We start from the raw sequence: 21,671 nt of genomic DNA on the forward strand, positions 1-21,671 counted from the left end.
TTCATTTTTTATTAAAAAAATATCATTTAAAAAATATAGGCACACGGAAAAGCATGTTCAGCCCCAATTTCAACGTTAGAGACTGACTTTAATTTATAAGCCAATCTCATTTTCAATTGAGTAAGAAATTACGTTGGGCAGGTAAAAACACTTTCATCCATTAAGTCAATGCCGCATTCCAAGGTTTCAATCCAATCCAAGAACTGGTTGATCATCTCTTTGCCAATAAATGGCGTACCATGTTGTGGCACAATCATTTCAATATCCATGCTACGCACCATCTTCACCCATAGGCGAATGACTTTATTGGAACACATATAGCGTTGATGAAACCCTTTCATTTTCGGAATATGGGAAGAAAAACTTTCCAAGGGTTTATTGGCATCATCCACCATCGAAGCGCCCATATCACCTGAAAATAAAATTTTTGCAATTGGATCGTAAAATTGAAAATTCCCAACTGAATGCAGAAAATGGGCAGGAACAACTACAATACTTGATTCACCCAAAGGAATGATTCCACCGTGGTCTGGCAATTCGATCAAGCGTTCCAACCACCCACCTTTCATGCGGTCACTCATAAAGGCAGAGTTTAAATGGGGTAAAAAGCGTGCCCAAAGTTTTGAAGCAACCACTTTGGCATCGCTATACACTAACCAGCGTGGCATTGAGGTAATAATGTCAGGATCTTGGTGTGAAGCCATCACATAATCCAGATTAGTTAAACGGGTGTATTTATTCAGCTCCATCGTTAAGGGGACATAAGTCAAATCACCCCCCGGATCTAATACCGCAGCACGCTCATGATCTAAAATCAGAAACTGGTTTGCCTGTACGCCTTCACCTTTAACCAAACTGGTAAAACTGATGCACTTATGTGTGCCATTATCAAATAACACTTGTGATGTGGTGCGATCAAAAGCCATAGCAAAACCCCAATAATTCTATTCTATATAAGTACAATTTTTAATTCCCTATAACATAAATGGAAATAGTTGAACTTACAATAAATATACAGAGCTAGTTTTCACTTTTTGGCACTTATTTGTCTGATTTATCTAATAAAAAACCCAACTGTTTTGCTGGGTTTTCTGAAAAAATGCTTGCTTACCAGAAATAATGCTGCACTAAGGTAGAGACACCAATAATTAAGAAGATAACTGCGCCAATTTTATGAATTAATGAAATTGGTAACTTGTCTGCCAATTTATTCCCGACAAATACTGCAGGTGCGTTTGCCAACATCATACCCACTGTGGTTCCAGCCATCACCCAAAAGATACTGTCATAACGCGCAGCCAAGGCCACAGTTGCAATTTGGGTTTTATCACCAATTTCTGCCAAAAAGAATAAGACAAAAGTTGCGCCGAACACACCAAATCTCTGCCACTTATTGATGCTATCAGTTTCATCGTCCAACTCATCTGGAATAAGCATCCAAGCCGCCATACCAATAAAGCCAAGTGACAACACCCAGATCAATACTTCAGGACTTAAAACAGTGGTGATCCATTGACCCAATACCGCAGATAAGCCATGGTTAATCAGCGTTGCAGCTAAAATTGCAATCAGAATAGGGACAGGTTTACGGAAACGTGCAGCCAATAATAAGGCAAGAAGTTGGGTTTTATCACCCATTTCGGCGAGTGCGACAATTGCTGTCGAAATTAGGAACTCATGCATAACATCTTTTCTCTGGCTAGCAAAATTTGCCTATGACTTACCCCTCCTGCTAGCCAAAATCAAATTGATTGATGCAGAGTGGTAAATCAAAGGTCTTGCCAACAAAAAAAGCTGCTTAATGAGCTTATTTGGTTCTTTGCTATGATGACCATGTTCTGTGGAACAATTATGTTGATCATCACCTTTTTACATAACGTAAAAAGCGGCTACTCCCCAATGAATCGAGTTCATTATATAAAATTTACTCAATTTTTCCAATCTTTCATTTTGTTTTTATCATCAGGCAGATTTGTTCTCTTTGGGGTTAAAACTGGAATTCTAAGCGTTGGTATAACCAAATGGCGATTCGACACAACCCCAACAGCATAGCCAAGCCGACATTAAAACCAAGCCAACCAAAACTTCCCCAACCACTAGCACCGCCGATATGCTGCGCTTGATATTCCATCGAGAACACGATAGTTGCGGTAAAAATCTCCACCCCCATGACCAAATAGGTAATCCATTGCCATGGAAAATGCAACACACTCAGCCAAAGTCCCATTAACACCAAGACCAGCAACAACAGCGGCAGCATAAACTTGAAAAATGCAAACATTTGCATGCGACTCCCTGCATTCACTTCTACTTTTCCTCTCATTTTAACCAAATCAATCCAGTTCTCTAAACTTCACAACAGATTTTTACGATTTTTCCAATTCCATCACAATAAAAAACCCCGCCGAGGCGAGGTTTGAAACACTAATTGAAACACTGACTAGATCAGTAAACTACGGATATCTGCCAACAACTTAGTTAACTTATTGGTGAAACGTGCTGCATCTGCCCCATTAATCACACGGTGATCGTAAGACAATGACAGTGGAAGCATAAGTTTCGGATCAAAACCTTGCCCGTTCCATACTGGCTGCATGGTCGCTGGCGAAATACCGAGAATCGCCACTTGTGGCCAGTTCACCAATGGTGTAAATGCTGTACCACCAATCGCCCCAAGGCTTGAAATGGTGAAATTCGCACCTTGTAAGTCTTTCGGTGAAAGTTTCTTATCACGTGCTTTTTGACCCAATACGCCTAATTCAACCGCAATTTGCTTAATGGTTTTTTGGTCTGGATTACGTAACACTGGAACGGTTAAGCCATCTGGGGTCGCTACAGCAATACCCATATGGATTTCATTACGCAATAATACAGACTTACCATCATCAGCCAAATGACCCGCAAAATCACGCTCTTCTTTGAGTAAGTGCGCCACAGCTTTGATAATGAATGCCATAATGGTCAGGCTAATGCCATCTTTCTTAAAGTTACCTTTAAGATCATTACGCCAAGCTTCAAGTTCAGTAATATCAGCCAAATCAAACTGCGTAACTTGAGGAATAAAGTTGTTCAATGACAATTGCGGAATGGATACTTGCTGCAAACGCGTCAGCACTTTTTCTTCCACGCCACCAAAAGCAGTGAAGTCAGGAAGCTTTGGCAAACCTGAAACAGCAGGTGCTGCCGCAGCGACTGGTGCCGCTTGCGGTGCTGTCAAACGTGCTTTCACATAAGCAAACACATCTTCTTTCATTAAGCGACCATGTGGCCCTGAGTTTTGTACTTGTGCAAGTACAACACCTAATTCACGCGCCAATTTACGTACCGCAGGGCCTGCATATACTTTTGCATTTTCTGCACTTTGTTCTTTGGTCAGCTTATCTACCCCAGTTGTTTGCACTGGCGCAGCTTCAACTTTGGCAGAAGACACAACAGGAGTCGTAGACACTTGTGGCTGAGCTTTTGGTGCTGCAACAGGAGCTTGTACAGCTGGCGCTGCCGATTCGCCTTCAATTGTCACCAAAGGCATACCTTGCGCGACACTTTGTCCAGCAGAAACATGAATGGCTTTAATCACACCCGCAGTCGTACTTGGTACTTCTACCGTCGCTTTATCTGACTCCACCACAATAATGCTTTGATCGTTCTCGACACGATCGCCCACGCTCACCAAAATCTCAGCGACAGTGGCTTTGTCGACACCTAAGTCGGGTACTGTAATTTCTACCGCACCTGTTGCAACTGGAGCTGCCGTAGCAACAACTGCCTGCACAGGTTCAGCAGCTGCTACAGGAGCTGACGCAGGTGCGTTTGTCGCTACAGCAGTTGGCGCAGCCGCAGCTGCCACTTTCACTTTTAACAGCACTACACCTTCTTTCACGGTGTCGCCAGCTTGAATTTCAACACTTTCAACTGTGCCCGCAACCGTACTCGGTACTTCAACTGTCGCTTTGTCTGATTCAACTACCACGATACTTTGATCAACTTCAAGTGTATCGCCAGCTTTGACCAGGATTTCACCGACAACTGCTTTTTCAACACCAATGTCTGGAACTTGTACATCAACTACAGCACTTGTCGCTGATTGAGTCGCTGCAACAGGAGTTGCTACTTCTGGCGTGGCAACCACTGGAGCAGGTTCAGCCACTTTTTCTTCTGCTTTTGCTGCGACAGGAGTTGCAGCAACATCTGATTCAAGCTCAATCAGCACAGCGCCTTCAGAGACTTCATCGCCGACTGTAACGCTGATGCTTTTGACCACACCTGCTGAAGTGCTAGGCACTTCAACAGAGGCTTTGTCGGACTCAAGTAAGACCAAACTGTCATCGACAGCAATCTGGTCGCCGACTTTTACTAAAATTTCTGCAACCGTGGCTTTATCTACGCCAATATCAGGTGTTGTGATTTGCATGCTTAGTTCTCCTCACCTGATTGTTCTTTGTAGTCTGCAACTGCATGAACTTCAGGATGTGCCTGAGGGGCCCATGCCACTGGACGGTCTGTCTCTAACTCAAATGAAGAAATCGCATCTTTGACTAAGCGCGCATCGACTTCACCTTCATCTGCTAATTTTTTCAAGGTCGCAACTACAATGTGTGCAGCATCTACACCGAAATAGCTACGTAAGTTGGCACGCGTATCTGAACGGCCATAACCATCTGTACCCAAAGCAACGAACGGACGGTTGTCAGGCAAGTAAGCACGAACCTGTTCGCTATACGCTCGCATATGATCGGTCGCAGACACCACGATACCATCAGTTGGACGAAGTAACTGAGAAACCCATGCTTCTTTCGCTTGTTCAGCCAAAGGATGTAAGCGATTGTATTCTTCACACGCCATACCATCACGCGCCAACTCATTAAAGCTGGTCACACTCCACACGTTTGAGTGAATTTGGTATTCGTCACGTAAAATTTTCGCAGCTTTAATCACTTCACGCAGAATCACGCCTGAACCCATGAGCTGAACCGTTGCTTTTTCATCTTCTTGCAACAAGTACATACCACGTTTAATGCCTTCTTCAACACCTTCAGGCATTTCAGGATGCTCGTAGTTTTCATTCATCACGGTTAAGTAATAGAACACACGTTCTTGGTTCACATACATACGTTGTAAACCATCATGCACAATCACTGCCAATTCATAACCGAAACATGGATCATAAGAGATACAGTTCGGAATGGTGTTCGCAAGAATATGTGAGTGACCATCTTGGTGTTGTAAACCTTCACCGTTCAGTGTGGTACGGCCTGCGGTTGCACCCAATAAGAAACCTTGTGCTTGTGCGTCACCTGCTGCCCATGCAATGTCGCCAATACGTTGGAAACCAAACATTGAGTAGTACATGTACATTGGAATCATTGGCAAGTTATTGGTTGAATAACTGGTTGCCAACGCTGCCCATGCGCTCATCGCACCTGCTTCGTTGATCCCTTCTTGTAGCATGTGACCGTCTTTAGCTTCACGGTAATGCATCAATTGTTCTTGGTCTTCAGGCGTGTATTTCTGACCATGTGCGGCATAAATACCCAACTGACGGAACATACCCTCTAAGCCAAAAGTACGCGCTTCATCTGGAACGATTGGTACTACGCGGTCTTTAATGGCTTTTTCTTTAAGTAAAGAAGCAATTAAACGAACCATGACCATGGTGGTGGATTGTTCTTTGCCTGCAGAACCTTTTAACACTGCATCAAATACCGACAATTCAGGAATGGCTAATTGCTCACTCTCTTTACGACGTGCAGGTAAATAGCCACCTAACGCTTCACGACGCGCCTTCATATACTTCATTTCTGGCGAGTTTTCACTTGGGCGATAGAATGGAAGCTCTGCTAGTTGCTCATCTGTAAATGGCAGGTTGAAGCGGTCACGTACATACTTTAAAGAATCGACCTGCATTTTTTTGATTTGGTGAGTCTTATTCACCGCTTCAATTTCTTCAGACAAACCGTAACCTTTAACAGTTTTCGCAAGAATAACGGTTGGTTGACCTTTGGCTGTCATTGCTTCTGCATAGGCAGCAAAAACTTTGTACGGGTCATGACCACCACGGTTCAGATTATCGATGTCTTCATCGCTTAAATCTTTTACAAGTTCCGCAGCTTCTGGATACTTGCCAAAGAATTTCTCACGTGTATATGCACCACCTTTCACTTGATAGCGTTGGTACTCACCATCAACTGTTTCTTCCATGACCGCTTTTAAAGCGCCTGTGCTGTCTTTTGCAAGTAGTGGATCCCAATGACGGCCCCATACAACTTTAATGACACGCCAGCCCGCACCACGGAATAAAGATTCTAATTCTTGAATGATTTTACCGTTACCACGTACTGGGCCATCTAGACGCTGTAAGTTACAGTTCACCACCCAAATCAGGTTATCCAGTTTTTCACGACCAGCAAGTGAAATTGCACCCGTACTTTCTGGCTCATCCATCTCACCATCGCCCAGATAAGCCCAGACTTTACGATTTTCTTCTTTAATCAAACCACGATTCATTAAATATTTCTGAATGTGCGCTTGATAAATTGACATGATTGGACCCAGACCCATTGATACCGTTGGGAACTGCCAATAGTCAGGCATCAAATATGGATGCGGATAACTTGGTAAACCGTTACCGCCCACTTCACGGCGGAAATTACTTAACTGTTCTTCAGTTAAACGTCCTTCAAGGAATGAACGTGCATAAATACCAGGAGCACAGTGCCCTTGATAATAAATCATATCGCCGCCAAAGCTATCGCTATTCGCGCGGAAGAAATGGTTAAAGCCTACATCATATAAAGTTGCAGAAGAGGCAAAACTTGCCAAGTGACCACCTAGGTCATCACCTGTTTTATTCGCACGTAATACCATTGCCAAGGCATTCCAACGGATCAGCGCACGAATACGGCGCTCCATATCCTGATCACCTGGCATGGCTGGGGTTTCTTCAACAGAAACCGTATTTAAATAAGGAGTATTTAAGCGCTGAATAGGAACATGTTTCGCGATTGCACGTTGATATAATTTTTCTAATAAAAATGCAGCACGTTCTGTTCCCATGTGTTTTAAAACCGAATCAAAAGCATCTTGCCATTCTTGGGTTTCTTGCGCATCTGTATCGCCATAAAACGCCATAATCCACCTATTCCTTGAGCTTAATCTATTATGTATATGTACCATACTTTGGTATTAGAAGTTATCGCTACAGCTGAATACGGAAAGGTACCACTATTTATAAAATAAATAATTGCTGACGATTTAACACTCAAATTAACAAAAAATCGCCAATAATGTTGTTTTTTTATACAAACAAAGTTCTTTTGCCTGATAGTATGAAAAAAAGATACAGGGAACATCCCTATTTTGGTGCAAATATCGGAAACAAAAAGGCAGCCCATGGGAAAGAGGTGAAACCCAATAAACTGCCTTTTGAAGAATTCTTAGCTTAAATAGTCAGGTGCGATTACGGCAACATAGCTAAATAAGTCGATGGATTTTTACGCTGACCATCTTTCACAACTTCATAATGTAAATGTGGACCAGTACAACGACCTGTACAGCCAACATTCGCAATATGTTCACCCGCATCTACACGGTCACCGACACGTGCAATTAAACGTGAAGCATGTGCATAACGCGTGATGTAACCATCGCCGTGGTTAATTTCAACATATTGACCATAACCCGAACCCCAGCCCGACTTGGTCACAACACCAGAACCCGTTGCATAGATTGGTGTGCCACTTGGCGCTGACAAATCTAAACCTGAATGATGTTCAGCACGGCCACCCATGGTACGTCCACCAAAACTTGAACTGATGCGTTTCATGTCTGGCAATGGGTGAGTCACTAACCATGAATAAGGACTATTTGAAGATGCAGAATACGAAGTTTTAGTGCCGTATTTTTTAGCAATTGATTCGTTGTTTAGTTCAACAGTTTTTTCACGCAATTTGACGGACATTTGCGTACTTGCAGGAAGATCAATGTCTTCAAGTTCAGCATACGAACCTTGCGCTAAAGTTTGAGTCAGTTGTTCGATACGATCTGGCGAAGCCGTGGTATTAGAATTTAATTGAACTAAATCCGCGAAAGCGACCGATGCGGTCGAAGCGGCTAAAGAAAACGCCAATAAAATACGTCTTGTGTGCATAAAAAACCTCTTTAAACTGTTCTTACAAAAGTTCCTTGCGTGACCTCTTCCTTGATATCTACTGAAAGGAGCGCATAAGCTTAAGACACAAATATGAAGGTAATATGTATGTCTGAACCAGAGAATCTCTTTCAACAAACAAGAAAACGCATAAAAACAGGAAACTTATCGTTTCTCTCAACGCAAGTTGCTGCATGGCAGAAACTTAGCAAACTCATTCAACCGTTATTGCCTCAACCAGAGCAATGGCAGGTTGCTTGTTATCAATATGGTGTTTTGACCGTAACGGGTGAAAATCAAGCGATGGTGAGTCAACTTGGTTACTTACAAAAGCAATATATTGTGCAATTGGCTCAACTAGAAGAACTCAAAGATTTACAAAAAATACAGGTTCGTTTAAGAGTTTCCTCAACAACCACACCTGCTCCTGAACCATCTTCACGATCTCTTAGCCCAGAAACCCAAGATTTATTAAAGGGGGCTGCCGACTTTGTGAGCGACCCTAAGCTTAGCCAAGCGATGCTACGTTTGGCAAGCAATAAAAAGTAAGCTAAAGCTAGGGCTGGAAAATGCTTTGATTAAAAAAGTGACTTAATTCTCATTTTTATTTGTTATATTATAACGTAGCCTATATAAGACAATGACTTATGTCACACTTACATAAGGGATTGGACATTGATCTATGTCATCAAATGTTACAATTTCATAGCTGGTTGGATCACTTTGAACATTGCGTAATAATTGGTTATTCAGGGCATGACCTGACTTATATCCATCAAATTTCGCAATAATTTGATGTCCTAATAAATATAAATCGCCTACAGCATCTAATATTTTGTGACGAACAAATTCATCTGAGAAGCGCAAACCTTCTTCATTAACCACACCAGTATCATCCACACCAATGGCATTGTCTAAACTTGCCCCTAAAGCCAAATTGTTGGCTTTTAAGTAATCCAAGTCCTTCATAAAGCCAAATGTACGTGCCCCACTGACTTCGTACACAAAAGTTTCAGTTGAAAAATCAATGGTGGCAGACTGATATTCTTTTTTAAATGCGGGATGGTCAAAATCAATGGTGAAATTCAGCTGAAAACCTGAATGCGGCGTAAAAATTGCACGCTTATCATCAATTAATGCTTCTACAGGCTTTAAGATTCGGATAAATTTTTTGGGTGCATTTTGCTCAATCAACCCACCTTGCATTAACAGGTAGATAAATGGACCAGCACTGCCATCCATAATTGGCACTTCTGAAGCAGAGACTTCGATAATTAAATTATCAATACCCAAACCTGCGATTGCACTCATCACGTGCTCAATAGTACCTACTTTGGCATCTTCCTGAACTAAATTAGAGCACATAAAGGCTTCTTGAATTAGCATCGCATCGGCTTGAATGTTCACGGGCGGATCTAAATCGATACGACGGAACACAATACCCCCATCCACATGGTGCGGCACAAAGTTCATTAACACCTTTTGCCCACTATGAAGACCAATACCGCTCGCTTTCACGACACGTTGCAGGGTACGCTGTTTCAACATGCTTTTTCTATCATCTGCCCATAAATCCGCTATACGTTAGCATATTTAGCCATTGATAAAAAACAAAAAGGTAGCGATAACGCTACCTTTTATAGTGTTTTAAAAGCAAGTTATTGAAAAATAATTACTTACGTTGCTGATTTTTCAAATAATCTTGAATACTCATTGGTGTTGGACGTGATGCACCAGCAGATGAAGCAGCATTTATTGCGGGAGCATCCGCCTGCTGACGCTGAATTGCAGGAACGTCATCTTCTTCAACCACAGCATGTGTAGTTGTTGCAGAACGTGAAACCTGCGTAGCTGCACGCTTCACAGGTTCAATCGCATCTGCCGAATTGCGAGTTAAACCAGTTGCAATCACAGTCACACTAATTTCATCACGCGCATCTGGATCAAATACCGTGCCGTAGAAAACTTGACCTTCATCCAAGTCTACAATTTGGTTCACAACATCGGTGATTTCTTCAATTTCACCAAAGGTGACATCATCACCACCTGTCACGTTAATCAAAATACCTTTCGCATTCATAATGGTCACGTTATCTAATAACGGACTACGAATCGCTTGTTCTGCAGCTTGACGCGCACGATGTTCACCACGACCTGAGCCTGCACCCATCATGGCATAACCACGGGTACTCATTGCAGTTTTCAAGTCCGCAAAGTCAAGGTTAATGTGACCAGGGCGAACCACTAGATCGAAGATACTACGTACTGCATTGAGTAATACGTCATCCGCCTTTTTATAAGCATCCTTCATCGAGATATCGCGGAATACTTTTAACAGGCGCTGGTTTGGAATAATAATGAGCGAGTCGACATGCGCTTCTAAAGCCTCAATGCCTTTTTCAGCAGACTGTTGACGACGCTTACCTTCGAAATTAAACGGTGTTGTCACTACACCCACCGTTAAAATCCCCATTTCTTTGGCAATTTCTGCAACGACTGGAGCAGCACCTGTACCTGTACCACCACCCATACCTGCAGTAACAAACACCATGTCGGTGCCTTCTAAATGCTGGCGGATCAACTCACGGCTTTCTTCGGCCGCCGTTTGACCCACTTGAGGATTTGCACCTGCACCCAAGCCACGGGTGCTCTGTTCACCTAACTGGATTTTAAATTGTGCATTCATACGGTCCAAAGCTTGTTTGTCCGTATTGGCACAAACAAATTTTACACCTTGAATATCTGATTCCAACATGTGTTGAACAGCGTTACCGCCTGCACCACCTACACCAAATACAGTGAAACGGGCTTGACCGTTGCTATCGTTCTGATCATCTTCTAAAAATTCAAATGAGGCCATGACCTTTAAATTTCCTAATTCGTAATTGGCAGTCACTTAAGCCCGTATACTGCCTTGATCTGCATAAATAAAATTGATTTTAGAATGCTGTTCAATGTTTAGCTTGTCAAGTCTTGACCGCTTAACGTACAACTTCCAAACAATATTCCTTAAAAATACCACTAAAAAATAGACTTCAACTTATCATTTAATCCTGACCATGCTCGTCCAGCACGTTTCCAAAACGAAAGTGTTTCAGGATCTACGGTTTCTACCAAGGTCTCTTGGGGATCTCCTTGACTGAACATCAACAAACCTGCCGCCGTTGCGTATTGGGAACGACGTAGGGATGCCAAATAAGGTTCATCAGCATAAACTTGTACAGGTGGATTGCCTAAATGCGCTGAAATACCCAACATCCGGCGCACTAAACTGACCATCCCTTCAATCTGACAAGCATCACCTGTCAAGACCACGCCATGGTATAAACCATGAATTGCACCGCTACGCTCAAGTGCTTCTCGAACTTGGGTCAGAATTTCTTCATAGCGTGCAATCATAATGTCGGATAATTCAATTCGGCTGATGGTTTGCGGACCATCAATGCCTTGAATTTGAATCATATGATCTGGTTTCACCACTTTTAAGTCGACACAACCATAGAGCAACTTGATTCGTTCTGCTTCTTCAGTTGTGGTTTGTAAGACTGCAGCAATATCGCGTGTCACATGTTCACCGCCACGCTGCAAGGTTTCCGCCATCGCCAGACGCCCATCTAAATAGACCGCAAGATTGGTGGTTCCAGCGCCCATGTCGAGCAAACAAACCCCATATTCTTTTTCGTCTTTCAGCAAACTGGCTTCTGCCGTTGCCAAGCAGGACACCACCATTTTTTCTACGGTGATGTTCGCGCCTTTCATGGCACGATCCAGATTTTGCATGGTACTGATGGGTAACATCATCAACTGATAATGCCCTTTCATACTGTGTGCAGACATTCGTATCGGATTCTGTACCCATTCTGGGGAATCATCCAATTCAAAACCAAGCGGGACTGCACTCACCAAATAATGGTCTGAAGTGACATGGCTGGCTTTAGCCAACTCTAATGCTCTGACCACTTCATTGGTGCTAATACTATGTTCAGCGTTTTCAATTGGGGTACGCCCCGAAGCATAAAAACTTTTTAATTCTGCACTTGGAATAGAAACCCAAGCCGAATGCACACGGCACTCAGCCATATCTTCCGCTTCCTGAACCGCATTTTTTATCGCCGTGATGACTTTATCCAAGCTCACGATTTTGCCTTTGTTCATACCGCGGTTACGTGCAGTCGCCATCCCAATGACTTGAATCTTGTCTGGGGCGTGCACCTTACCAATCAAAACTGAAACTTTATGTGTCCCAATGTCAATCGCAACAACTGAGGGAACAGCTTCACTCATTATTTACTACCATTACATGTTTGTTTAATTTATGGCTTTACGCCTCTATTTATAAAGCCAACCATTATGGCTTTGCACTTATCCCATCCGCAATGCCTGTGTCATTAATCGTTACAACAAAGTGACCATTTACAATTTTGGGTGGGGCTGCGCTTTTCCATTGAATCGCTAGGCCGTTCCTATAACGTAAATCGATTGCTGAGATTTGTGACCACACAGGTTTCAAATCACTTTGTGCGAGATGACTTAAGCGTTGTAGCTTACTCATGGTTTGATCCTGATCAACAATAACACGTAATCCAGAATCAAACTGCATAAACCAAGTCATACGCTCCGTTAAATATAATTCTTTTAGCCGAAGGTTGACTGGAAGGAATAACTGATTAATTTCATTATAGCGACGCATCATGGTTTTGGATTGGCTGATCGGCCCATGAAGCAACGGCAATTGTTGATAATTTTTGGGTGTCACTTCAGCAAAAATATCGCCACTATCGCTCAGCAAACGCCCAGTTCCCCAACGGGCAATCGCATGGCGAGGCATGACTCGGACGCGAATCGCATTCGGCCATGCTCGAGAAACCACGACTCGATCTACCCATGACAGCTCTAAAGCACGGTCACGGATTTGTTCTAAATCAGAAGTAAAATAATTATTTTGTAAAGTTGGTGCCACGTGCACCATCACTTGACGATGCTCAGCATCGGAACGTGTTCCGACCACATCCAGATCCGCTACACGGGCATCGGTCATCACTTTGTATAAGCCAAATATTCCAGCAGCCAAAACCACAAAAGCAATGACCAAGAGCAACCAACCACCCACGTTAGTCAGCTGTTCTTTTCGCGTGGGTGGTTTGTCGTGAATCGAGGTAATTGCAGCGCGTTTGCGCCGCATCGATGCTGGAAGTTGAGCCATAACTTAGTGTGCTGCACCTGTAAGTGTTTGTTCTAAAATTGCAACACATAACGCATCGAAACTATAGCCGACCGCATTGGCTGCTTTGGGCACTAAGGAGTGACTGGTCATGCCGGGTACTGTATTGACTTCAAGTAACCAGAAGTTGCCTTGTTCATCTTGCATGGCATCAATACGTCCCCAACCACTGGCCCCAACCGCTTGGAATGCGCGTAAACACAATGCTTGTAGACGTTGTTCTTCTGCTTCCGTTAAACCACACGGAATACCATATTGCACATCATTACGTTGATATTTCGCTTCATAATCATAAAAAGCCACATCCGCAGGAGGTTGCAAACGAATCACAGGTAAAGGTTGACCATTTAAAAATGAAATGGTGAATTCACGCCCTGTAATCCATTTTTCCGCCATCACTACAGCGTCGTGCTGGGTTGCTTTCACAATTGCAGCAGCCAAATCTTCAGCTTTTTCAACCTTACTCATGCCTACACTAGAACCTTCATGTACAGGCTTAATAATGAGTGGTAAACCTAAGCTTTCAACCACTTCTGCTAAATCACTGTCTTTATCAATAATGCGGTACGGCGCAGTTGGTAAGTCTGAGCCTTGCCAGATTTGTTTGGTTTTAACTTTGTCCATACCAATGGCTGAACCTTGAACACCAGTTCCTGTATAAGGAATGTTTAACCACTCCAATACACCTTGGATCTGGCCGTCTTCACCGCCACGACCATGCAATACAATAAAAGCACGATCATAATTGACCAATTCTGTCACGCTACGATTCTGAGGATCAAATGCCTCAGCATTTACCCCAGAACGAATCAATGCTTCAAGTACAGCCTGACCACTATCGAGAGAAACCTCACGCTCAGCTGATTTACCACCAAGCAACACGGCAACTTTGCCGAACTTTGAAGCATTTGACACGTTTTTATCCTTAAACTGTTATAACTTTTTAATTGAAACCGAAGACGGCAATTAATCTACATATAATTGATGCTGCGCCAGCTCAACTGAGATAGCTCCCACATTACCTGCGCCTTGTGTTAATAACAAGTCATTCGCTTGTAACACTTTACGCATTACATTCGGCAAGTTCCCTTCTACTGGATCGACCAAGATGGGCTCAACTTCACCACGTAAACGAATACTACGCGCCAATGCACGGCTGTCTGCGCCCACAATTGGTTTTTCCCCAGCAGGATAAACTTCTAATAACAACAATTGATCAACTTGTGACAACACATCAACAAAATCATCAAAACAATCACGGGTACGACTAAAACGGTGCGGCTGGAACAACATCACCAAACGACGGTCTGGATGGCTGGCACGTGCTGCTTTAATGGTCGCTTCTACTTCTTTCGGGTGATGTCCATAGTCATCCACCAATTTCACATTGCCTTCGCCCAACTCAAACTCACCCTGAACTTGGAAACGACGACCAACACCACTAAAACCTTCTAGTGCACGTGCAATCGCAGCATCAGATACCCCTTCATCGGTGGCAATACCAATTGCAGCAAGGGCATTTAAAATATTATGCAAACCAGGCAGGTTAATAGTCAGGCGTAAAGGCTCACGGTCTTTACGTAATACGGTAAAGTGTGACTGCATGCCTTCTTGTGCAATGTCTACTGCACGAATGTCATTGTCTTCGTTAAATCCGTAAGTCACCAATGGACGACCAATTCGCGGCATAATTTCACGGATGTTGGCATCATCACCACACACCACAGCCAAACCGTAAAATGGCATTTTTTGTAAAAACTGAATAAAAGTGTCTTTCAGCACATCAAAGCTGCCACCATAGGTGTCCATATGATCAGCATCAATGTTGGTCACAATGGTTGCCATTGGCTGTAAATACAGGAAAGATGCATCTGACTCGTCTGCTTCAGCCACAATAAAACGACTTGCACCCAGCGCTGCATTAACGCCCGTACGATTTAACAAACCACCAATCACATAAGTTGGATCTAGGTTTTCTTCAGCCAACATACAAGTCACAAGACTGGTGGTTGTGGTTTTACCGTGTGTTCCAGCGACAGCAATACCATGACGGTAACGCATCAACTCACCCAGCATTTCTGCACGGCGAACCACAGGTGTGCGATGTTCAATTGCCGCCTTAATTTCAGGATTTTCTGGATCAATGGCTGTTGAAACCACCAAAACATTGGCGCCTTGGATATTTTCTGCTGCATGCCCGATATAAACTTTAATCCCGTTTTCTTCGAGCTGTAGCGTGGTTTTCGATGCCTTGATATCTGAACCAGACACTTTATAGCCTTGGTTTTTCAATACTTCCGCAATGCCGCACATCCCAGCACCACCAATACCCACGAAATGGATGTGCTTAATACGACGCATTTCAGGGATTTTAATTAATTTCTTTGCTTGATCAGCAGGTGTAGATGGAGACATAGCTTACTCTAATCACAATTCTTGAATTAACTCAACGACATGTTGAGTTGCATCGGGTTGAGCCTGTTGACGCGCTTTGACTGCCATTTCGGACAATAGTGAACGGTTCATTAACGGCACTAACAATTCTTTTAAACTTTCAGGGCTCATATTGGCTTGCGGACAAATTTTCGCAGCCCCAATATTCGCTAAGAACTTGGCATTGGCAGTTTGGTGGTCATCCACAGCACTGGGTAACGGTACAAATATAGCCGCAACACCTGCTGTGGCAATTTCTGTCACAGTCAAAGCACCCGCACGACAGATAATGAGGTCGGCATTTGAATACGCTTGAGCCATATCTTCAATAAACGGATGCACTTCAACGTCCAAATTCGCAGGTGCATTGGCATAACGTGCCTGTGTTGCTTCTGTATGGTTCTGACCACATTGATGATAGACACGAAGTGGCACATTTAATAGTTTTAAGGCTTCGGGTACACATTCATTCAGCGCTTTCGCACCCAAAGAACCGCCCACAATCAAGATACGTAAGGCTTGATGGCTTTTTTCACGTTCTTGATAACGCCAAGACGGATTTAAAATTTCGGTAATTTCTTTGCGTACAGGATTACCTGTAGTCACAATTTTGGCTTGTTCGGAAAATGTCTGCGGAAAAGCCTGACACACTGTGGTCGCGACACGCGATAATTGCGTATTGGTAAACCCGGCTATGGCATTTTGCTCATGAATGAGCACAGGAATACCTAAAACCCGTGCTGCCAAGCCACCCGGCCCCGCCACATAACCACCAAAACCAGCAACAGCGTCAATATTCAGCTGTTTCATATAGCGCATGGCGCTTAGGGTTGCTTTTAGAATTTTAAAAGGTGCCAATAATTTGCGTACCACACCATTGCCACGTACGCCTTGAATATCAATTTGGTAAATTGGAATATTTTGATTTTTTAATAACCGATTTTCCATGCCTGTAGGTGTTGCCAACCAAGACACTTGTGTTCCTTGTTGCTGCAATTGTTTTGCAACGGCAAGTGCTGGAAAAACATGTCCACCAGTACCAGCGGCCATCATCATCACGCGTTTGGGCTTTATTTGCTGTACATCAGTCACGGTTTAATTCTTCAATTCAAAAAAATAGGCAAAAAATTCATTTAAGTTAACAATTGTAATCACAAACGAGAAGGCGCGAAAGTTTATTTACTTTGTTTCCCCCAGCGTTTCATTGTTTTTTTCTTCAGTTTTGTAAGTTTAAACAAGTTTTATTATTAATCTAGTACAAAAAACCTCTATCTTTGTTAAAAACAGCAACCACCTTGCATTTTCAAGCACATCTTGCACCAAGATCTTGACCCTAAAAAGTTCTGCACACACCTCAACCACACACATGTGGTTGAGGTATTCATTGGATTCAACCTTGGCTTAAACGGTTGGGCGACCCGCTTCTAATACGGCAAATAAATCGTCCGCAATTTGGGTTCCAAATTGGTTATCAATTTCACGAATACAGGTTGGGCTAGTCACATTAATTTCCGTCACATAATTGCCAATGACATCTAGACCGACAAAAATCAGACCTTTCTCACGTAAGAAAGGACCCACTTTTTCTGCAATGCTACGGTCATTTTCGGTCAATGGACGGGCTTCACCCAAGCCACCCGCAGCCAAGTTACCTCGAACTTCACCATTTTGTGGAATTCGCGCCAAGCAATACGGTACAGGCTCACCATTGATCATCAAAATACGCTTATCGCCTTCGACAATTTCAGGAATATAACGCTGTGCCATAATCGGCTGAGCACCATGATTGGTTAAGATTTCAATGGTTGAGCCAATATTCACACCATCTTGATAAAGACGGAAAATCCCCATGCCGCCCATACCATCCAACGGTTTGACAATCACATCGCCTTGTTCTTTAATAAATTCACGAATCAAACCTTGCTGTGAAGTGACCAAAGTCGGCACTTGCAGTTCTGGAAACTGGGTTGCAAACAGTTTTTCATTACAATCGCGCAGGCTTTGTGGTTTGTTAATAATCCACGCCCCTTCGCGCTCTGCCTGCTCTAAAATGTAGGTGGTATAGACAAAGTTCATATCGAATGGCGGATCTTTACGCATCAACACCACGTCATAAGCTGCAATGGATTCTTTCTTTTTTTCACCCAGCTCATAATAGTGATTGTAATCTTCAAATACTTGTAACGGCGCAATTAAACCAAACGCTTTACCCTGCTCGATATATAAATCTTGTTGTAATGCATAACCCAGTTCATGCCCGCGACGACTTGCCGCCCACAACATGGCCATAGTTGAGTCTTTTTTCAAATTGACACTTTCGATGGGATCCATCACAACAAGTACACGCATAATCAAAGCTCTTTTTTAAAAAGTATAATCTACAGGGAGTATAACGGAGATTATTCAGTTCTATTTCTGAATTTCTATTTTCGCTTATGGATAATTTTGTATAACTTGTTGAGGATTCTGCTATGCAGCAAGCCATTATTGGTTTCCATTTAGATGATGAACAACATTGGGTAGCCGATTTAGCCTGTGGACACACTCAACATGTCCGCCACACGCCCCCTTGGCAAAATCGCCCATGGGTCATAACCGAACAAGGGCGGAAAGAGAAATTAGGCGTGATGCTAGAGTGTAAGAAATGTGAGGTGCCTGATACTGATCATTAAACTAAGCAGCTAACTTTTCTTGAATATAGTGGTCTAAAATCATAAAAAAAGTGGTCATATTAGGAATAGCTGCAATGGGAATTTTAAAGAAATTTCCATTCACACCTTGCTTCTTAACAAAAAAAGATCCATTTTCAATACCAAAATCAGTTATTTCAGCATAAGTCAGCATTTTGTTTTTATAAGCAAGACCTGTAGCCGACACTTTCATTACGCCAAAACTTAAACTACTTCTTTCTTGTAAGGCTTTTTGAATTTGTGGCTCCAAATTTTGAACTTCAATCTGAATTAATTTTGTATATAAATCTTCTATATTTTTAATATTACTATTTGCCTTAATAGACTGATTACCATTTTTAACCGTAATATAAGTATGCTGACCCGCATTTACACCTTGCACCCGAATCTGAGTAAACTTATAAAAATACTCAGTTTTTGCGTTTAAATTTACTACCTGTGTGCCAAAAAGACTTTGTTTTTGTAATTGATTTGGATACAAAATTATTTTTTCCTTAAATCCCCAAATCCATACAAGCATAAGTAAACAAAAACATAATCCAACAATAGCTCTCTGTTCACTACATAAGAATGCAATAAACAGTAATACTGCTGTTGCCATAGCTCTTAGAATAAAGGTCTGTCGGTATTGTGCAATTATTCTTCTACTCATCTGTTCTCTCGTAAAATATTTTTTTAATGATAAAATTAACTTATAATCTTATAGATCATAATTAGTAAGATTAAGTTATACAATTTAAAGTTAATAGGCATAAAATAATCTAATTATTATAATTAAACACTTAAATTAATTTAATAAAAAAGGAAGCCATCGCTTCCTTTTTCAAGTCCATATAGACTTAGATGCCGTATTTCACACGGTAAGCTTCCATTTTTGCTAAAGCCTCTTGCTCACCTTTCGCATCTAAATAATTCATTAAATCTTTCATGGTGATTAAAGCATGTACAGGAATTTCCAATTCTTTTTGTACTTCTTGAATCGCAGATAATTCACCCTGACCTTTTTCCTGACGGTCTAAAGCCACCAATACACCTGCAATTTGTGCACCCGCATTTTTCAGAATGGTCACCACTTCACGAATGGCCGTTCCTGCGGTAATCACATCATCAATGATCCAGACTTTTTTGCCTGCAACCGCTGCGCCGACCAATACACCACCTTCACCGTGGTCTTTGGCTTCTTTACGGTTAAAGCCCCATGGCACACTCACACCATGATTTTGCGATAAAGCCACAGCCGTTGCTGCGACAAAAGGAATCCCTTTATATGCAGGACCAAACACCACTTCAACATGATCACACTGGGTTAATTTATCTGCATAACCAGAAGCCAACAGCGATAGAGCCTCACCATCATTCAATAAACCTGCATTAAAAAAATAAGGACTCACTCGGCCTGATTTTAAAGTAAACTCACCAAATTTAAGCACACCACGTGATAAAGCGAGTTCGATAAATGCTTGTGGGTTAAATTGAGCTGGCGTTGACATGAGGTGCTCCGAAATTCATACATTGAGGTTATGACTGCGCATGATACCAAAGAGTAGCTACCCAAGTGATCAAAAAATTTTACGAGTGGTTTCAATTAACGTAAATGGCTTACGTTCATCCGTAACCAAAGGCTTATTGGAATGGTTAGAACAGTCCGATGCCGATGTGGTGTGTATGCAAGAAAGCCGTATCACGCATGCACAATGGACGGATAAATTTAAACCTGAAGGCTGGCACACACATTTATTCCCTGCGGAACGTGCAGGTTATGCCGGTACGGCCATTTATAGCCGTTTACCCTTTGTGTCAGTCCAAGATGGTTTAGGTTTTGAACTGGCTGACTCTCAAGGGCGTTTTATCAGTGCAGAATTTGATTTAGGTTTAGATCAACCCGTACATATTTGCTCTTTGTATTTACCTTCGGGTTCGTCAGGTGACGAAGCGCAAGCACGCAAAGATCATTTTTTGGAAAATTATCAACAGATTCTCAAACAATGGCGTGCTGAAAATAAATCGATCATTGTGTGTGGCGACTACAACATTGTGCATAAACGCATTGATATTAAAAATTGGTCAGGCAATCAAAAATCTTCCGGTTGTTTACCACATGAACGTGCTTGGCTCGATCATATTTATGATGAACTCGGTTATGTCGATACCTTCCGCGAAGTACGCAAAGAAGCTGAACTTTATTCTTGGTGGTCGAATCGTGGACAGGCCCGTGCCAAGAACGTGGGTTGGCGTATTGATTACCAAGCCTGTTCACCCGACTGGAAGTCACGCACAGTCAATGCTTGGGTCTATAAAGATGAATGGTTTAGTGACCATGCACCCGTCATTATTGACTATCAAATTTAATGAATTGGTTTATTTGAGTGAACAAATGTTCACTCAATATTATCTTTTTGCTCACAGCACATGACGTATTTGTGGTCTTTTTATCCTTAGGCAGAAACGGCATCATAGCGGCACGGCACAGGGACATGTCAGGATGACAGCAAAGGGATAGGAAGCCGTAGGATGGAATAAAACACAACTCATTTTGAGTTTGTTTTCAAGGATGTGACAATGGACGTTGTAATGAGACCCGCATAATCAGGATGATTAAATGCGGGTTTTCTCTTTTTTTATTGCTTATTTTTATTTAAGCGCTGATGTTCTGATTGTTTTAACATTCTTGTTCTTCATGAACATAGCATGCCAAGTTTAGATTGCAATTCGATGACAATTCCCATGGCACTAACATCTTTCGCCTAATTTTCCTGCACTGCTAGAGAAAGCGGATTTTTTTGTTTACCCTATGCTCAATCATTATCTTCGGGAATTTATTCTGCATGCTTAAAATTTATGGCATTAAAAACTGTAGCTCTATGAAAAAAGCCTTTGATCTATTGACCGAATTGGGCTTGGCGTATGAATTTCATGATTATAAAAAGCAAGGGATTGATGCCGAAACACTCAAAATTTGGCTAGAACAAGTCGGGCAAGCGCTCATCTTAAATAAGAAAGGCACTACTTGGCGTAAACTCAGCGAAGCAGAACAACAACACGCTCTTACTTCCCAAGACCAATTAATTGAAGCATTGATTGCACAGCCCAGTTTAATCAAACGCCCCGTTTTACAAACCGCACAAGGATATATTGTCGGTTTTGATGAAGCCGCCTATCGAGCAATTTCGGCTTAAAGCAC

The 21,671-nt window shown here is 42.3% G+C and carries 20 protein-coding genes and 1 riboswitch; of the genes, 4 read left to right on the forward strand and 16 right to left on the reverse strand.

Translation table 11 applies throughout. From position 1 onward, the window contains the following. Window positions 1–128: 128 nt before the first annotated feature. The 6 genes from E0H82_RS08305 to E0H82_RS08330 form a co-directional block, all read right to left on the reverse strand. On the reverse strand, window positions 129–926 hold the full coding sequence (locus E0H82_RS08305; RefSeq protein WP_131264200.1) for an MBL fold metallo-hydrolase: 798 nt from the start codon (window positions 924–926) through the stop codon (window positions 129–131). 181 nt (window positions 927–1,107) lie between these two features. After that, the gene (locus tag E0H82_RS08310; protein WP_131264201.1) at window positions 1,108–1,683 is read right to left on the reverse strand and encodes a TMEM165/GDT1 family protein; all 576 of its coding nucleotides are present in this window, start codon (window positions 1,681–1,683) and stop codon (window positions 1,108–1,110) included. Between the two features lie 85 nt (window positions 1,684–1,768). Beyond that, a riboswitch (yybP-ykoY riboswitch) is annotated at window positions 1,769–1,910 on the reverse strand. Between the two features lie 77 nt (window positions 1,911–1,987). After that, window positions 1,988–2,281 carry a hypothetical protein gene (locus tag E0H82_RS08315; RefSeq protein WP_131264324.1) on the reverse strand — a complete coding sequence of 98 codons (294 nt, stop codon included), beginning with the start codon at window positions 2,279–2,281 and terminating at the stop codon, window positions 1,988–1,990. Between the two features lie 159 nt (window positions 2,282–2,440). Then, a complete protein-coding gene (locus E0H82_RS08320; RefSeq protein ID WP_131264202.1) occupies window positions 2,441–4,411 on the reverse strand; it encodes a 2-oxo acid dehydrogenase subunit E2 in 1,971 nt (656 codons plus the stop codon). Between the two features lie 2 nt (window positions 4,412–4,413). Continuing rightward, window positions 4,414–7,128, reverse strand: a complete 2,715-nt coding sequence (aceE, locus tag E0H82_RS08325) for a pyruvate dehydrogenase (acetyl-transferring), homodimeric type (RefSeq protein WP_131264203.1) — start codon at window positions 7,126–7,128, stop codon at window positions 4,414–4,416. Between the two features lie 328 nt (window positions 7,129–7,456). Next, window positions 7,457–8,146 carry a M23 family metallopeptidase gene (locus E0H82_RS08330; protein ID WP_131264204.1) on the reverse strand — a complete coding sequence of 230 codons (690 nt, stop codon included), beginning with the start codon at window positions 8,144–8,146 and terminating at the stop codon, window positions 7,457–7,459. 108 nt (window positions 8,147–8,254) lie between these two features. On the opposite strand from E0H82_RS08330, the gene E0H82_RS08335 reads away from it, so the two are divergent. Continuing rightward, complete coding sequence (locus E0H82_RS08335; protein ID WP_116759130.1) at window positions 8,255–8,695, forward strand: DUF721 domain-containing protein; 441 nt, start codon at window positions 8,255–8,257, stop codon at window positions 8,693–8,695. A gap of 96 nt (window positions 8,696–8,791) precedes the next feature. Here the strand turns inward: E0H82_RS08335 and lpxC are convergent, their stop codons facing one another. From lpxC to gshB, 8 genes are all read right to left on the reverse strand, one after another. Further along, window positions 8,792–9,694 (reverse strand): UDP-3-O-acyl-N-acetylglucosamine deacetylase, encoded by a 903-nt coding sequence (lpxC, locus tag E0H82_RS08340; RefSeq protein ID WP_131264205.1) that lies wholly within the window; start codon window positions 9,692–9,694, stop codon window positions 8,792–8,794. Window positions 9,695–9,818: 124 nt separating this feature from the next. Next, on the reverse strand, window positions 9,819–11,006 hold the full coding sequence (ftsZ, locus tag E0H82_RS08345) for a cell division protein FtsZ (protein WP_131264206.1): 1,188 nt from the start codon (window positions 11,004–11,006) through the stop codon (window positions 9,819–9,821). A 161-nt stretch (window positions 11,007–11,167) separates the two neighbouring features. Further along, a complete protein-coding gene (ftsA, locus tag E0H82_RS08350; protein WP_131264207.1) occupies window positions 11,168–12,430 on the reverse strand; it encodes a cell division protein FtsA in 1,263 nt (420 codons plus the stop codon). 64 nt (window positions 12,431–12,494) lie between these two features. Beyond that, window positions 12,495–13,349, reverse strand: coding sequence for a cell division protein FtsQ/DivIB (locus E0H82_RS08355; RefSeq protein WP_131264208.1), 855 nt, complete (start codon window positions 13,347–13,349; stop codon window positions 12,495–12,497). Window positions 13,350–13,352: 3 nt separating this feature from the next. Then, window positions 13,353–14,282, reverse strand: coding sequence for a D-alanine--D-alanine ligase (locus tag E0H82_RS08360; RefSeq protein ID WP_131264209.1), 930 nt, complete (start codon window positions 14,280–14,282; stop codon window positions 13,353–13,355). 51 nt (window positions 14,283–14,333) lie between these two features. Beyond that, a complete protein-coding gene (murC, locus tag E0H82_RS08365) occupies window positions 14,334–15,782 on the reverse strand; it encodes a UDP-N-acetylmuramate--L-alanine ligase (protein WP_116759135.1) in 1,449 nt (482 codons plus the stop codon). A 12-nt stretch (window positions 15,783–15,794) separates the two neighbouring features. Further along, the gene (gene murG / locus E0H82_RS08370; RefSeq protein WP_131264210.1) at window positions 15,795–16,892 is read right to left on the reverse strand and encodes an undecaprenyldiphospho-muramoylpentapeptide beta-N-acetylglucosaminyltransferase; all 1,098 of its coding nucleotides are present in this window, start codon (window positions 16,890–16,892) and stop codon (window positions 15,795–15,797) included. Window positions 16,893–17,201: 309 nt separating this feature from the next. Continuing rightward, window positions 17,202–18,149, reverse strand: a complete 948-nt coding sequence (gshB, locus tag E0H82_RS08375; RefSeq protein WP_131264211.1) for a glutathione synthase — start codon at window positions 18,147–18,149, stop codon at window positions 17,202–17,204. A gap of 122 nt (window positions 18,150–18,271) precedes the next feature. Between gshB and E0H82_RS08380 the strand changes: the two genes are divergently transcribed. Further along, the gene (locus E0H82_RS08380) at window positions 18,272–18,472 is read left to right on the forward strand and encodes a DUF3565 domain-containing protein (RefSeq protein WP_131264212.1); all 201 of its coding nucleotides are present in this window, start codon (window positions 18,272–18,274) and stop codon (window positions 18,470–18,472) included. A 1-nt stretch (window position 18,473) separates the two neighbouring features. Here E0H82_RS08380 and E0H82_RS08385 read toward each other — a convergent pair whose 3' ends face one another. Both E0H82_RS08385 and pyrE read right to left on the reverse strand, forming a co-directional pair. Beyond that, window positions 18,474–19,142 carry a DUF6585 family protein gene (locus E0H82_RS08385; protein ID WP_131264213.1) on the reverse strand — a complete coding sequence of 223 codons (669 nt, stop codon included), beginning with the start codon at window positions 19,140–19,142 and terminating at the stop codon, window positions 18,474–18,476. A 187-nt stretch (window positions 19,143–19,329) separates the two neighbouring features. Next, on the reverse strand, window positions 19,330–19,980 hold the full coding sequence (gene pyrE, locus E0H82_RS08390; RefSeq protein WP_131264214.1) for an orotate phosphoribosyltransferase: 651 nt from the start codon (window positions 19,978–19,980) through the stop codon (window positions 19,330–19,332). A gap of 40 nt (window positions 19,981–20,020) precedes the next feature. Between pyrE and E0H82_RS08395 the strand changes: the two genes are divergently transcribed. After that, window positions 20,021–20,839: an exodeoxyribonuclease III gene (locus E0H82_RS08395; protein WP_131264215.1), complete on the forward strand. Its 819-nt coding sequence runs from the start codon at window positions 20,021–20,023 to the stop codon at window positions 20,837–20,839. Window positions 20,840–21,315: 476 nt separating this feature from the next. After that, entirely contained in the window at window positions 21,316–21,666 is a 351-nt protein-coding gene (locus E0H82_RS08400) for an arsenate reductase (RefSeq protein WP_131264216.1), read from the forward strand. Window positions 21,667–21,671 lie beyond the last annotated feature (5 nt).

This window comes from Acinetobacter sp. ANC 4910 (assembly GCF_004331035.1).
In the GTDB taxonomy this organism is placed as follows: Bacteria; Pseudomonadota; Gammaproteobacteria; order Pseudomonadales; family Moraxellaceae; genus Acinetobacter.